The organism is Pseudomonas sp. LBUM1648 (genome assembly GCF_059716145.1).
Map to the genome: position 1 here is coordinate 6,194,869 of NZ_CP166808.1, position 13,799 is coordinate 6,208,667.

Consider the following 13,799-nt stretch of genomic DNA (forward strand, 5'->3'; position numbering starts at 1 on the left):
CTGCGATCTTTTGATCTTCAGCGGTAATCGTCCACGGGGACACAGGCGCAAAACAGATTGCGATCCCCGTAAACGTTATCCACCCGGTTCACCGCCGGCCAATACTTGTGGGCCTTGGTATGCGCATCCGGTGTGATGCCTTGCTCGATGCTGTAGGGCCGCTCCCAGACTCCGGTGACATCCGCCAACGTGTGCGGCGCACGTTTGAGCGGGTTGTCTTCCGCCGGCCAGTTGCCGTTCTGAACTTCGGTGATTTCTGCACGAATGCTCAACATGGCGCCGATGAACCGGTCCAGTTCAGCCTTCGATTCACTCTCGGTCGGTTCGACCATCAATGTCCCCGGCACCGGGAATGACATGGTTGGCGCATGGAAACCGTAATCCATCAAACGCTTGGCGACGTCCTCTTCGCTGATGCCGGTCTGTGCCTTCAACGGCCGCAGATCGAGGATGCATTCATGGGCCACCCGCCCGTTGCGCCCGGTGTAAAGCACCGGGAACGCTCCAGATAAATGCTGCGCCAGATAGTTCGCCGCCAGAATCGCCACTTCACTGGCGTCCGCCAGTTGCGGGCCCATCATGGCGATGTACATCCAGCTGATCGGCAGAATACTTGCGCTGCCCCACGGCGCCGCGCTGACCGCGCCGTTCTGCGCCAGTGGCCCGTCAATCGGCACCACCGGATGATTGGCGACGAACGGAGCGAGATGCGCGCCAACCCCGATCGGCCCCATCCCTGGCCCACCGCCGCCATGGGGAATGCAGAAAGTCTTGTGCAAATTCATGTGCGACACATCGGCGCCAATATCGGCCGGGCGCGCCAGCCCGACTTGTGCGTTGAGGTTCGCGCCGTCCATGTAAACCTGACCGCCGTGCTTGTGGACTACCTCGCAGATTTCGCTGATGCCCTCCTCGTACACGCCGTGGGTCGATGGATAGGTCGCCATCAGGCACGACAACCGGACCCCGGCTTCGGCGGCCTTCGCCTTCAAATCCTCCAGATCGACATTGCCCGCTTCATCGCACTCGACGATCACCACACGCATCCCCGCCATCTGCGCCGAGGCCGGGTTGGTGCCGTGGGCCGAGGACGGAATCAGGCAGATGTCCCGCGTACCCTGCTGGCGGCTCTCGTGATATTTGCGGATCGCCAGCAACCCTGCGTACTCACCCTGTGCGCCGGAGTTTGGCTGCATGCAGATCGCATCGAACCCGGTGATCGCGCACAGCCAACGCTCCAGTTCTTCGATCATCAACGTGTAGCCGACTGCCTGCTCTCGCGGCGCAAACGGATGCAGATGGGCGAACTGCGGCCAGGTGATCGGGATCATCTCGCTGGTGGCATTGAGTTTCATGGTGCAGGAGCCCAGCGGGATCATCGACTGATTAAGCGCCAGATCCTTGTTCTCCAGCTGCTTGAGATACCGCAGCATCTCGGTTTCGCTGTGATGGGCGTTGAACACCGGATGGCGCAGATAAGGCGTCTTGTGCTGGAGGTTTTCGGGAATGCCGCAAACCAGTGCCTCAGCGTCAAGATCGTCGACGATCAGCCCATGATCAGCACCGAGCAACACATCAAACAGCTTCGCCACGGTGTGCTCATCGCACGTTTCATCGAGGCTCAGGCCGACTCGACCACGGCCCAGAATTCTCAGGTTGATCTGCGCGGCTTGCGCGCTTTCGATGATCGCAGTTTGCGCGCCGCCAACCTCCAGCGTCAGCGTGTCGAAAAACTGCTCGTTGACCCGTTTGATGCCGTGGCGCTCAAGACCGGCAGCCAGAATGCAGGTCAGCCGATGCACGCGCTGGGCGATGCGTTTCAAGCCTTCCGGCCCGTGATAGACCGCATAGAAACTGGCGATGTTGGCCAGTAAAACCTGCGCCGTGCAGATGTTCGAATTGGCTTTTTCGCGGCGAATATGTTGCTCGCGAGTCTGCAGGGCCATGCGCAGCGCCACGTTGCCCCGAGCGTCTTTCGACACACCGATGATCCGCCCGGGGATTGCCCGTTTGTATTCCTCGCGACTGGCGAAAAACGCTGCGTGCGGCCCGCCGTAGCCCATCGGCACGCCAAAGCGTTGGGATGAACCGAACACCACATCGGCGCCCAGTTCGCCCGGTGGTGTGAGCAACAGCAAACTCAGTAGATCGGTGGCAACACAGGCCAGCGCTTGCTGCGCATGCAAATGATCAATCAATGGCCGCAAATCCCGGATCTCACCATGGCTGTCAGGATATTGCAGCAGCGCACCGAACACCTGGTGCTGCCTCAAGTTATCGACAGCGTCGACGATCACTTCGAAACCGAAGCCTTCGGCGCGGGTCTGCACCACGGAAATGGTCTGGGGATGGCAGTTCTCATCGACGAAAAACAGATTGCTCTTCGACTTGGCAACGCGCTTGGCCAGCGCCATGGCTTCGGCGGCGGCGGTGGCTTCATCGAGCAGCGAGGCATTGGCCAGTTCAAGGCCGGTGAGGTCGATGGTCAGTTGCTGGAAATTCAGCAGCGCTTCGAGGCGGCCTTGGGCGATTTCCGGTTGGTAGGGCGTGTACGCGGTGTACCAACCGGGGTTTTCCAGCACGTTGCGCAGGATGACGGTCGGCGTGAGGGTGCCGTGATAGCCCATGCCGATCAGGCTGGTCCAGACCTGATTCTGCTCGGCATACCCGCGCAGTTTCGCCAGCGCGGCTTGCTCATCCAACGCTGGCGGCAGATCCAGTGCGCGATTGAGGCGGATGCCCGGTGGCACCGTCTGTTCGATCAGCTCGGCCCGGCTGCCGAGGCCGAGGCTGTCGAGCATCGCCTGTTGCTCGGCGGCATCGGGGCCGAGATGACGGCGCAGGAAGGCTTCGGGATCACGTAACTGGCTCAGGGACGGCAACTGGGACATGACGGGCTCTCTCTTGGCTGGCGCTCGGCGTCAATGCAGCACGGTCAAACCAGCATAGCAGCCGATATCGGTGCGCACGGCTTGGCGCGAGCGGCGGTTTCGGGCCATGCTGTGGCGCGCCGGCCCCAGGCACCCAACCAGCGGACGATCAATGCACGATGAGCCAATTGCCCTTTCTGCCATTTTCCAAACCGGTCATTGATGAAGCCACGATTGCCGCCGTGGGCGAGGTGCTGCGCTCCGGCTGGATCACCAGCGGCCCCAAGGTTCAGGCCTTTGAGGCGCAGTTGTCGGAATATTTCGGCGGGCGTCCGGTTCGCACCTTCAACTCCGGCACCTGCACCATGGAAATCGCCTTGCGCATCGCCGGCATCGGCACGGGCGACGAGGTGATCACCACGCCGATTTCCTGGGTGGCCACCGCCAACGTGATTCTTGAGGTCGGAGCCACACCGGTGTTTGCCGATATCGACCCGGTGACCCGCAACATCGATCTGAACCAACTGGAAGCAGCCATCACACCGCGCACCAAAGCGATTATTCCGGTGTATCTGGCCGGTTTGCCGGTGGACATGGATCGCCTGTACGCCATCGCCCGCAAACACAATCTGCGCATTGTCGAAGACGCGGCGCAGGCCTTGGGTTCGGGCTGGAATGGCCAGCGCATCGGCGCCACTGGAGACTTCGTGTCGTTCAGCTTTCAGGCGAACAAGAACGTGACCTGCGCCGAGGGCGGTTGCTTGGTGCTGAACACGCCCGAGGAAGCAAGGCTGGCGGAGAAATACCGCTTGCAGGGTGTCACCCGCAATGGCTTCGACGGTCTGGACGTTGATGTGCTGGGTGGCAAGTTCAACATGACCGATATCGCAGCCACCATCGGCCTTGGCCAATTTGCCCATATCGATGCGTTGACCGCCCATCGGCGTGAACTGGCCCGGCACTATTTCAAATGTTTCGGCGAGGACTTCGAAAGCACCTATGGCGCACAACTGCCGCCGGCGGATTTCGAGAACAGCAACTGGCACCTGTTTCAGTTGCTCTTGCCGGAGCGCAAGGATGGCCTGCCGGCGCGGGCGACGTTCATGGAGCAGATGCAGGCGCGGGGAATCGGGATCGGCTATCACTACCCGCCGATTCATTTGTTGAGCCTGTACCGCGAACGCGGTTTCAAGGAAGGTATGTTACCGGTGGCGGAACGGGTTGGACGGCTGATTGTGTCGCTGCCGATGTTCACGGCCATGAGCAGAGACGATGTCGAGCGCTCGGTGGCCGCCGTAAAAGCCGTACTGCACCACGCCTGACAGGCAGGCACACGCAACTGTGGCGAGGGGATTTATCCCCGATCGGCGGCGCAGCCGTCGTAATCCACCGCACTGGGTCTGCCTGATAATCCGATGCAGCACTTGGGGGCGGCTTCGCCCCCATCGGGGATAAATCCCCTCGCCACAGGCTTACTCGCCGATGGCAGCCTTGTAGGCGGCGGCGTCGAGCAGTTTTTCCAGATCAGCGGTGTTGCTTGGCTTGAGCTTGAAGATCCACGCGCCGTAAGGGTCGGAGTTGAGCAGTTCCGGTGAGCCGCTCAGCTCTTCGTTGACTGCAATGACTTCACCGGCGATTGGCGAGTAGATATCGGAAGCGGCTTTCACCGACTCGACCACACCGGCCTGATCTTCAGCAGCAAACACTTTGCCCACTTCGGTCAGCTCGACGAACACCACATCACCCAGCGCTTCCTGCGCGTGATCGCTGATGCCCACCGTGACGGTGCCGTCGGCTTCCAGACGTACCCATTCGTGACTTTCGGCAAAACGCAGTTCGGCAGGGATATCGCTCATCTTCGGTGTCCTCGAGAAATTGTCAGCGGTCGTGCCCGCCGGGAAAGGTTAGATCAAAGTTTTGCCATGGCGAACGAAGGTCGGTTTGACCACTCGTACCGGATACCACTTGCCACGGATTTCCACTTCGGCGCGGTCGGCGGTTGCCATCGGAACACGCGCCAGAGCAATCGATTTGCTTAGCGTAGGAGAGAAACTACCACTGGTGATCTCCCCTTCGCCAACATCGGCGATGCGAACCACTTGATGAGCGCGCAAAACACCCCGCTCTTCCAGCACCAGACCGACCAGTTTGTGCGCAACGCCGGCGGCTTTTTCCGCCTCTAGCGCGGCGCGGCCGATGAACTGACGCGAGACTGGCTCCCAGGCAATGCTCCAGGCCATGTTCGAAGCCAGCGGCGAAACATCCTGATGAATGTCCTGACCGTAGAGGTTCATCCCGGCTTCCACCCGCAGGGTGTCCCGAGCGCCGAGACCAATCGGGGAAATGCCTGCACCGACCAGATCGTTGAAGAACGCCGGCGCCTGATCGGCCGGCAGGGCGATTTCCAGACCATCTTCACCGGTGTAGCCGGTGCGGGCAATGAACCAGTCGCCGTCGGCGTGGGCTTCGAAAGGCTTGAGGTGCTGGATCAGCGCGGCGCGGGACTGGGTCACCAGTTCGGCAATCTTGTGCCGGGCCTGCGGCCCTTGAATGGCCAGCATCGCCAGCTCCGAGCGCTCGTGCAATTGCACGTCGAAACCGCCGAGCTGCGCCTGCATCCACGCCAGGTCCTGATCGCGGGTGGAGGCGTTGACCACCAGGCGATAACCGTCGTCGAGGCGGTAGACGATCATGTCGTCGACGATGCCGCCACGCTCGTTGAGCATGGTGCTGTACAAGGCACGGCCGGGGCGGTGCAGGCGTTCGACGTCATTGGCCAGCAAATGCTGGAGCCAGGCTTTGGCCTGGGCACCGGTGACGTCGATAACGGTCATATGGGAAACATCGAACACCCCGCAATCGCGGCGCACTTCGTGGTGCTCCTCGACCTGCGAGCCGTAATGCAGTGGCATGTCCCAACCGCCAAAATCGACCATCTTCGCGCCAAGGGCGAGATGCAGGTCATACAGAGGCGTACGCTGTCCCATGGGTTTCTCCTTCCGGGCGTGGCGAGGGTGCGGACAGCCGCTGCACGGGTGAAAGCCTTGAAATAGAGGGCTTTCAGCCAATCCCAGCGAACAGATCTGTCAGACGAACCGCACCGAATGCCGCGCATTGTAGCCGCATGATTCAGGACTGACGACTAAGTGTTTCGATGCGCCGAGCGGCGGATCAGGCCAATGACCGGCAATAGTCCGACCAAGACAAGCGTCAATGCCGGCAGCGAAGCCCTCGCCCACTCGCCTTCGCTGGTCATTTCAAAGATGCGCACCGCCAGCGTGTCCCAGCCAAACGGGCGCATCAGCAGGGTCGCAGGCATTTCCTTGAGCACATCGACGAACACCAGCAACGCCGCACTCAAGGTGCCGGGTAGCAACAGCGGCAGATACACTTTGAAAAACAGTCGCGGCCCACTGACACCCAGGCTACGTGCCGCTTCGGGCAAAGACGGCCGTATACGCGCCAGACTGTTTTCCAGCGGGCCATAAGCAACGGCAACAAAACGCACCAGATACGCCATCAGCAACGCCGCCAGACTGCCGAGCAGCAGCGGTTTGCCGGCACCACCGAGCCAGCCGGAAAGCGGGATCACCAGTTCGCGATCCAGATAACTGAACGCGAGCATGATCGATACCGCCAGAACCGACCCCGGCAAGGCGTAGCCAAGGTTGGCCACACTGACGCCTGAGCGGATCGCCCGGGTCGGCGCCAGCCGTCGGGCGAAGGCCAGCAATAACGCGACGCTGACGGTGATCAGCGCAGCCATCCCGCCCAGATACAAGGTATGCAGGATCAACCCGGCGTAGCGCTCGTCCAGATCAAAGCGACCGCGCTGCCAGAACCACACGATCAGTTGCAGCAGCGGAATGACGAAGGCGCAGGCGAATACCAATCCGCACCAGCTCATTGCCGCGAACGCCTTTAACCCGCGCAGGTGATACAACGCCTTGACTCGCGGCCGCTCGTTGCTAGCCCGATTGGCCCCGCGCGCGCGACGTTCGCCGTAGAGCACCAGCATCACCACCAGCAGCAACAGGCTGGCCAGTTGCGCCGCGCTCGACAGGCTGAAAAAGCCGTACCAGGTTTTGTAGATCGCGGTGGTGAACGTGTCGAAGTTGAACACCGAGACCGCACCGAAATCCGCGAGGGTTTCCATCAGCGCCAGCGCCACACCCGCACCAATGGCCGGACGCGCCATCGGCAACGCCACACGCCAGAACGCTTGCCACGGCGACTGGCCAAGCACCCGCGCGGCTTCCATCAGGCCTTTGCCTTGAGCAAGGAACGCAGTGCGCGCCAGCAGGTAGACGTAGGGATAGAAAACCAGCACCAGCACCACGATCACACCGCCGGTGGAGCGCACGCGTGGCAGGCGCAGCCCAGTGCCGAACCATTCGCGCAGCAGGGTTTGCACCGGGCCGGCGAAGTCCAGCAGGCCGACGAAGACAAACGCCAGCACGTAGGCAGGAATGGCGAACGGCAGCATCAGTGCCCAGTCGAGCCAGCGTCGGCCGGGAAATTCGCAGAGGCTGGTGAGCCAGGCGAGGCTGACACCGAGCAGCGTCACACCGATGCCGACGCCGAGTACCAGCGTCAGGGTGTTGCCCAACAGGCGCGGCATCTGGGTTTCCCACAGGTGCGACCAGATCTGTTGATCGATGGTTTGCCATGAGAGCAGCAGAACGCTCAGGGGCAACAGCACCAACGCGGCGATGGCGAAGACGATGGGGTACCAGCGGCGTTGGGCGGGGTGGGCCAAGGAAACTATCTCGTTCAAATGATTGTGCCCACGCTCTGCGTGGGCACACATCCTGTGACGCTGCTCGTCACGGTTTCAGCAAATCGACGCGGAGCGTCGAGGGATGCATTCCCACGCGGAGCGTGGGAACGATCAAATTATACGAAAAGCCTCAGTTCCAACCCGCCCGATCCATCATCCGGATCGCCTCGGCCTGACGCTTGCCCGCCACTTCCACCGGCAAGGTGTCGGCAATGAACTTGCCCCACGCCGCCACTTCTTCAGAAGGCGCAACCTTCGGGTTGGCCGGGAACTCCTGGTTCACGTCAGCGAAGATTTTCTGCGCTTCGGGCGTGGTCATCCACTCGACCAAAGCCTTGGCCGCTTCAGGGTGCGGTGCATGTTTGGTCAGGCCAATGCCCGATAGATTGACGTGCACGCCGCGATCCGCCTGGTTCGGCCAGAACAGTTTCACCGGCAGCTCCGGCTTCTGCTTGTGCAGGCGGCCGTAGTAGTAAGTGTTGACGATGCCGACATCGCACTGCCCGGCGTTGATCGCTTCCAGCACCGCGACGTCGTCGGAGAACACATCGGTGGACAGGTTGTTGACCCAGCCCTTGAGGATTTTTTCCGTCTTCTCGGCGCCGTGGACTTCGATCATGGTCGCGGTCAGCGACTGGTTGTAGACCTTCTTCGCCGTGCGCAGACACAGGCGCCCTTCCCAGTTCTTGTCGGCCAGCGCTTCGTAGGTGGTCAACTCGCCCGGCTTCACGCGCTCGGTGGAGTAAGCGATGGTACGCGCGCGCAGGCTCAGACCGGTCCAGGCGTGAGTGGACGAGCGGTATTGCGCGGGAATGTTGGTGTCGATGGTTTTCGAGGTGAACGGCTGAAGAATGCCCATTTGCTCGGCCTGCCAGAGGTTGCCGGCGTCGACGGTCAGCAGCAGGTCAGCGGTGGCGTTTTCGCCTTCGGCCTTGATGCGCTGCATCAGCGGCGCTTCCTTGTCGGTGATGAACTTGATCTTCACCCCGGTCTTGGCAGTGTAGGCATCGAACACCGGTTTGATCAGTTCATCGATACGCGAGGAGTAAACCACTACCTCATCGGCGGCCTGGGCGGCGGTGCTGCCAATCAGGGTCAGGGCCAGTGCGGTCAGAAGACGCTTGGGTGCCAACATGGGAGTGGTCTCTCGGTCGGGAAATGTGGGTCAAATGATAAGGACTCACATTTAGCTTCTCAATCGAACACTTCCTCAAGGAGTTACCAGATGTTGCACAAATGCAGACCTCAGGGTTTAGCGAGCGCCGGAAGGTCGCCGGTCAACCCGAGGGCTTCGCGCACAAACAACGCCTTGGCCTCAGGCATTTGCTCCACCAGCTTCAACCCGGCATTACGCAACCAGCGCACCGGCAGCGGATCAGCCTGGAACAAGCGCTCGAAGCCTTCCATCGCCGCCATCAGCGCCAAGTTGTGCGGCATGCGCCGACGCTCGTAACGGCTCAGCACCTTCACATCCGCCAGTCGCTCGCCACGCTCGGCCGCTTGCAGCAGCACTTCCGCCAGCACCGCCGCATCGAGGAATCCAAGGTTCACCCCCTGCCCCGCCAACGGGTGAATGGTGTGCGCCGCATCGCCGATCAGCGCCAGCCCTTCGGCCACATAACGCTTGGCGTGACGCTGACGCAGCGGCACGCACAGTCGCGGATCAGCACTGATGACTTCGCCGAGGCGACCCTCAAAGGCACGCTCCAGCTCACGGCAGAAGTGCGCCTCATCCAGCGCCATCAAACGCTCGGCTTCGCTCGGCGTGGTCGACCAGACGATCGAGCACCAATCCTGCTGCCCGTCGCGTTCCAGCGGCAGAAACGCCAGCGGCCCGTGATCGGTAAAGCGCTGCCACGCAGTCATCTGATGCGGCTTGCTGCTGCGCACGCTGGTGACGATGGCGTGATGCAGATAATCCCACTCGCGGGTGGCGACGCCGGTCAGGCGACGCACTGCCGAGTTGGCGCCATCCGCCGCGATTACCAGCGGCGCGCGCAATTTGCGACCATCGGCCAGTGTCAGCAGCCAGTCGTCACCGGAGCGGCGCATCTGCTCCAGCCGCGCGTTGGCCAGCATGCCGAGATCACAATCGTGCAAACGATCGAGTAAGGCATCCTGCACCACGCGGTTTTCGACGATATGGCCGAGTACCTCGGCATGCACACTGCTCGCCGAAAAGTGAATCTGCCCGGTGCCGCTGCCGTCCCAGACGTGCATGTCGGTGTACGGACTGCTGCGTCGCTGGGCGATGCCGTCCCACACGCCGAGGCGTTCGAGAATGCGTTGGCTGGCCGCCGACAGCGCACTGACACGCGGCTCAAATGGCGCTTGAGCATCGAACGGTTTGACGCTCAAAGGGCTGCCGTCGAGCAGCAGGACTTCCAGCCCGCTGTCCTGCAACGCCAGCGCCAGGGCGCTGCCGACCATTCCGGCTCCGACAATCAGCAGATCTGCGCGCATTTCCATGCTTTAAGCCTGTCTCGCTTGCGGCTTGAGCCGCACGTAAAGGGTTTTACCGACCCGCGCGACAAGGTTGCCGGCGCCGTCATGAATATCGACCTGCAACTGCGGCAGGTATTTCTCGCCATTGGCGGTCTGCCGGCGGATCTCGTCGAGCAAGGTCTCGTCGATGTTGAATCGGGCGAACACCGGGCCTTTGCCCGGCGCGATGAAATCGATGTCGGCGGCCTTGTCCCAGACGATGTAACGCGACCCGAGGTTTTCCATCAGCATCAGCATGAAAAACGGATCGACCATCGAGTACAGGCTGCCGCCAAACTGGGTGCCAACGTAGTTGCGGTTGTACAAGCCCAGGCCCATCGACACCTGTACATCGCGAAAGTCATCACTGATGTGTCGCACACGCACACCGGCGCCGAGGTAGGGCGGATAGAACGTCATGATCCAACGCATCAACCGCGCCTTGCCGAACGTACGGATCAGCCAGTTACGCATCCGGGCGTGTTCCCAGGCCCATGGCCTGACGGGCGAACCAGCGCTTGGCCGGCGGTAGCAGATCGAGACCGAGCAGGCCGATGTTGCGACCCAGCGAGACCAGCGGCTGGGTGCTGCCGAACAGGCGCGTGACCTGATCGGAGAAGCCCACGGTGAGGTCTTGATCCAGACGCTGACGCTCGCGATACGCCTGCAACGTGGCGAAGTCGCCCGGCGGTTTGTCGCTGGCCAGCAACGCGGCGGCCAGAGCATCGGCATCGCGCAGGGACAGGTTGAAACCCTGCCCGGCAATCGGATGCAGGCTGTGCGCAGCGTTGCCGAGCACGGCCAGATGCGAACGCACTTGCTCTTCAGCTTCCACCAGCGACAGCGGATACAAATGCCGCGCGCCGACTTGTTTCAGGGTGCCGAGGCGGTAACCGAACACGCCCTGCAATTCACTGAGAAAATCGCGCTCACTCAAGTCGGCCAGACGTTGCGCGTCCATGCCCAAACGGGTCCAGACCAATGCGCAGCGGTTTTCCGGCAGCGGCAGCAGTGCCATCGGCCCGTCGTCGGTGAAGCGCTCGAAGGCCATGCCGTTGTGCGCTTCGCTCGGGGTGATGTTGGCGATCAGCGCACTCTGGTTGTACGGACGTTTGCGCACGTTGATGCCTAACTGCTCGCGCAGCCCCGAACGGCCGCCATCAGCGAGCACCGCGAGGTCGCACTCAATGGTGGTTTCATCGTTGAGGGTCAGGCGATAACCGTCAGGCAGCGGCTCCATGCGCGTGACTTCTGCCGGACAGCGCCAAGTGATCACATCTTTATCAATGTGTTGCCACAGGCATTGGCCGAGCCAGGCGTTTTCCACCACGTAACCCAGCGCCGGCACGCCCTCTTCCATCGCCGACAAACGCGCGGTGGAGAAGCGACCACGGTCGGAGACATGAATCTGTTTGATCGGCTCGGCGCGGCGGGAGATTTCCTGCCAAACGCCCAACCGCTGATAGATTTGCCGCGAACCAAAGGACAGCGCCGACGAACGCGCATCGTAGCTCGGCTGCCAACTGTTGCCGGGGGCGAACGGTTCGATCAGGACGATTTTCCAGCCACGGGCCTTGGCCCCGGCCTGCAAGGCCAACGCCAGACTGGCGCCGACCAGACCACCACCGATGATTGCCAGATTGACTCGACTCATGCCGCGTGTGTCCGCGCTTGCGCCATCAGTGCTTCGATGTCGGCGACGGTTTTCGGTACGCCGTTGGTCAGGATTTCACAGCCAGTCTTGGTCACTACCACGTCGTCCTCGATGCGCACGCCAATGCCGCGCCATTTCTTCGCTACGTTCTGATTGTCCGGGGCAATGTAGATGCCCGGCTCCACGGTCAGCGCCATGCCGACCTCGAGCACGCGCCATTCGCCGCCAACCTTGTACTCGCCGACGTCGTGTACATCCATGCCCAGCCAGTGGCCGGCGCGGTGCATGTAAAAGGCTTTATAGGCTTCCGTCGCGATCAACTCGTCGACGTCGCCTTGCAACAGCCCCAGTTTCACCAGCCCGGTGGTGATCACTCGCACCGTGGCTTCGTGCGCTTGGTTCCAGTGTTTGTTCGGGGCGATTTCGGCGAATGCGGCTTCCTGCGAAGCCAATACCAATTCATAGATCGCTTTCTGCTCGGGCGAAAACCTGCCGTTGACCGGCCAGGTGCGAGTGATGTCGCTGGCGTAGCAGTCGATCTCGCAACCGGCGTCGATCAGCACCAGATCACCGTCCTTGAGCAACGCGTCATTCTGCTGGTAATGCAGGATGCAGCTATTGCGCCCGGCCGCGACGATCGAGCCGTAAGCCGGCATTTTCGCCCCGCCCTTGCGGAATTCGTAATCGAGTTCGGCCTCCAGGCTGTACTCGTAGAGCCCGGGACGACTGGCCTGCATCGCGCGGATGTGGGCCTGGGCCGAGATTCGCGCAGCCTCGCGCATCACCTTCACTTCTGCCGCCGATTTATACAGGCGCATGTCGTGGAGCAGATGATCCAGGGCAACGAATTCATTCGGCGGCTGGGCGCCGAGGTGCGCTTTGGAGCGGATCACGTTGATCCAGTCCATCAAATGCCGATCGAATTCAGGGTTGCTGCCCATCGCCGAATACACCCGGTCGCGCCCTTCGATGAGGCCCGGCAGGATGTCGTCGATGTCAGTGATGGGGAAGGCGTCGTCGGCGCCAAAGTCGCGGATCGCGCCTTCCTGCCCTGCGCGCAGGCCGTCCCACAATTCGCGTTCGGCATTGCGTTCACGGCAGAACAGCACGTATTCCCCATGCTCGCGGCCGGGCATCAAAACGATGACGGCTTGCGGCTCGGGAAACCCGCTGAGGTACTGAAAATCGCTGTCCTGACGGTAGACGTGCTCGACGTCGCGGTTACGGATAGCAACTGCGGCGGCAGGCAGGATCGCGATGCTGTTGGGTTCCATCTGCGCCATCAGGGCCTTGCGGCGACGGCTGTATTCCGCTTTCGGGATATGGGTCATGGGCAGATGGCTTTCCCTGGCTCGCGATTAATGCAGCGACGGCTTGGCGGCTGGCGGCACGTCGGCTTTTTTGGTTTCCGAAAACAGCAGCAACGGCGCAACGCGCAGGTACTCCATGACTTCCATGTAGTCGGTTTCGCCGTCTTCGGATTCTTCCAGGGCGTCTTGCACTTGGGAAATTGCTGCCAGATCCTGCAGCACTTCGGTGGCTTCGGTGCTGAGCATGCTGCTGTCGCGGCAGTTCAGGCCGAACCCGCTGAGGAAGCCCTGGCACCATTCGCCCAGTGCAGCGGCGCGGTCAGCAAGAGGCGCGTCATCGGTTGGCAGCAGCAGGACGACAGTGACGTCGTCGCCGGTCAGCTCGCCTTTGACCATCTCTTGCAGGCCGATCAGGGCGTTGCGGACGTTGTCCTGGATGTCGCCTTCGAGCAGTTCGGCGGCGTCGATCAGCCAGCCTTCGTTATCGAAGCCGGCACCGGCGCAACTGCGTCCGAGCAACTGGCCATGCAGTTCGGCAGGCGAGACGTTGTGGCCGCTGGAGGTCAGCAGGGTGGCAAAGGCTTGGTACGGGGAATTCGCAATGGTCATGGGCAGCTAGGCGCCAGACGGCGCTATGTCTAGAATGAAGGCCTTGTATCCTACATCGACAGACTCGCCAAGACTATTAAAGGCTGTCCGCC

Annotated in this window: 11 protein-coding genes; 1 reads left to right on the top strand and 10 read right to left on the bottom strand. The window is 61.7% G+C overall.

The window, feature by feature from the left end; translation table 11 throughout:
• Positions 1–17 precede the first annotated feature (17 nt).
• Positions 18–2,891, bottom strand: coding sequence for an aminomethyl-transferring glycine dehydrogenase (gcvP, locus tag ACA043_RS28180; protein WP_497658293.1), 2,874 nt, complete (start codon positions 2,889–2,891; stop codon positions 18–20).
• A gap of 158 nt (positions 2,892–3,049) precedes the next feature.
• Between gcvP and ACA043_RS28185 the strand changes: the two genes are divergently transcribed.
• Positions 3,050–4,192, top strand: coding sequence for a DegT/DnrJ/EryC1/StrS family aminotransferase (locus ACA043_RS28185; protein ID WP_489880602.1), 1,143 nt, complete (start codon positions 3,050–3,052; stop codon positions 4,190–4,192).
• 150 nt (positions 4,193–4,342) lie between these two features.
• On the opposite strand, the gene gcvH is transcribed toward ACA043_RS28185, so the two are convergent.
• The 9 genes from gcvH to ACA043_RS28230 all read right to left on the bottom strand — a co-directional run bounded on the left by gcvH (position 4,343) and on the right by ACA043_RS28230 (position 13,707).
• Positions 4,343–4,726, bottom strand: coding sequence for a glycine cleavage system protein GcvH (gcvH, locus tag ACA043_RS28190; RefSeq protein WP_401264480.1), 384 nt, complete (start codon positions 4,724–4,726; stop codon positions 4,343–4,345).
• Between the two features lie 48 nt (positions 4,727–4,774).
• Positions 4,775–5,857, bottom strand: a complete 1,083-nt coding sequence (gene gcvT, locus ACA043_RS28195; protein WP_187678198.1) for a glycine cleavage system aminomethyltransferase GcvT — start codon at positions 5,855–5,857, stop codon at positions 4,775–4,777.
• A gap of 155 nt (positions 5,858–6,012) precedes the next feature.
• On the bottom strand, positions 6,013–7,629 hold the full coding sequence (locus ACA043_RS28200; RefSeq protein WP_489880601.1) for an ABC transporter permease: 1,617 nt from the start codon (positions 7,627–7,629) through the stop codon (positions 6,013–6,015).
• A 151-nt stretch (positions 7,630–7,780) separates the two neighbouring features.
• On the bottom strand, positions 7,781–8,785 hold the full coding sequence (locus ACA043_RS28205) for an extracellular solute-binding protein (protein WP_489880600.1): 1,005 nt from the start codon (positions 8,783–8,785) through the stop codon (positions 7,781–7,783).
• A 110-nt stretch (positions 8,786–8,895) separates the two neighbouring features.
• Positions 8,896–10,113 carry a 2-octaprenyl-3-methyl-6-methoxy-1,4-benzoquinol hydroxylase gene (locus ACA043_RS28210; RefSeq protein ID WP_401264623.1) on the bottom strand — a complete coding sequence of 406 codons (1,218 nt, stop codon included), beginning with the start codon at positions 10,111–10,113 and terminating at the stop codon, positions 8,896–8,898.
• A gap of 9 nt (positions 10,114–10,122) precedes the next feature.
• Positions 10,123–10,608: a DUF4442 domain-containing protein gene (locus tag ACA043_RS28215; protein WP_187678201.1), complete on the bottom strand. Its 486-nt coding sequence runs from the start codon at positions 10,606–10,608 to the stop codon at positions 10,123–10,125.
• Positions 10,601–11,788 (bottom strand): 2-octaprenyl-6-methoxyphenyl hydroxylase, encoded by a 1,188-nt coding sequence (ubiH, locus tag ACA043_RS28220; protein WP_497615570.1) that lies wholly within the window; start codon positions 11,786–11,788, stop codon positions 10,601–10,603. The genes ACA043_RS28215 and ubiH overlap by 8 nt, the downstream gene beginning before the upstream one ends.
• Positions 11,785–13,119 carry a Xaa-Pro aminopeptidase gene (pepP, locus tag ACA043_RS28225; protein WP_187678203.1) on the bottom strand — a complete coding sequence of 445 codons (1,335 nt, stop codon included), beginning with the start codon at positions 13,117–13,119 and terminating at the stop codon, positions 11,785–11,787. Before pepP ends, ubiH begins: the two co-directional genes overlap by 4 nt.
• A 27-nt stretch (positions 13,120–13,146) precedes the next feature.
• Entirely contained in the window at positions 13,147–13,707 is a 561-nt protein-coding gene (locus ACA043_RS28230; protein ID WP_187678204.1) for a YecA/YgfB family protein, read from the bottom strand.
• Positions 13,708–13,799: the final 92 nt, after the last annotated feature.

Bases quoted from the DNA above. Each gene is read 5' to 3' on its own strand.
- gcvP (WP_497658293.1), bottom strand. From the start codon at position 2,891: ATGTCCCAGTTGCCGTCCCTGAGCCAGTTACGTGATCCCGAAGCCTTC.
- ACA043_RS28230 (WP_187678204.1), bottom strand. From the start codon at position 13,707: ATGACCATTGCGAATTCCCCGTACCAAGCCTTTGCCACCCTGCTGACC.
- pepP (WP_187678203.1), bottom strand. From the start codon at position 13,119: ATGACCCATATCCCGAAAGCGGAATACAGCCGTCGCCGCAAGGCCCTG.
- ACA043_RS28205 (WP_489880600.1), bottom strand. From the start codon at position 8,785: ATGTTGGCACCCAAGCGTCTTCTGACCGCACTGGCCCTGACCCTGATT.
- gcvT (WP_187678198.1), bottom strand. From the start codon at position 5,857: ATGGGACAGCGTACGCCTCTGTATGACCTGCATCTCGCCCTTGGCGCG.
- gcvH (WP_401264480.1), bottom strand. From the start codon at position 4,726: ATGAGCGATATCCCTGCCGAACTGCGTTTTGCCGAAAGTCACGAATGG.
- ACA043_RS28215 (WP_187678201.1), bottom strand. From the start codon at position 10,608: ATGCGTAACTGGCTGATCCGTACGTTCGGCAAGGCGCGGTTGATGCGT.
- ACA043_RS28185 (WP_489880602.1), top strand. From the start codon at position 3,050: ATGAGCCAATTGCCCTTTCTGCCATTTTCCAAACCGGTCATTGATGAA.
- ACA043_RS28210 (WP_401264623.1), bottom strand. From the start codon at position 10,113: ATGCGCGCAGATCTGCTGATTGTCGGAGCCGGAATGGTCGGCAGCGCC.
- ubiH (WP_497615570.1), bottom strand. From the start codon at position 11,788: ATGAGTCGAGTCAATCTGGCAATCATCGGTGGTGGTCTGGTCGGCGCC.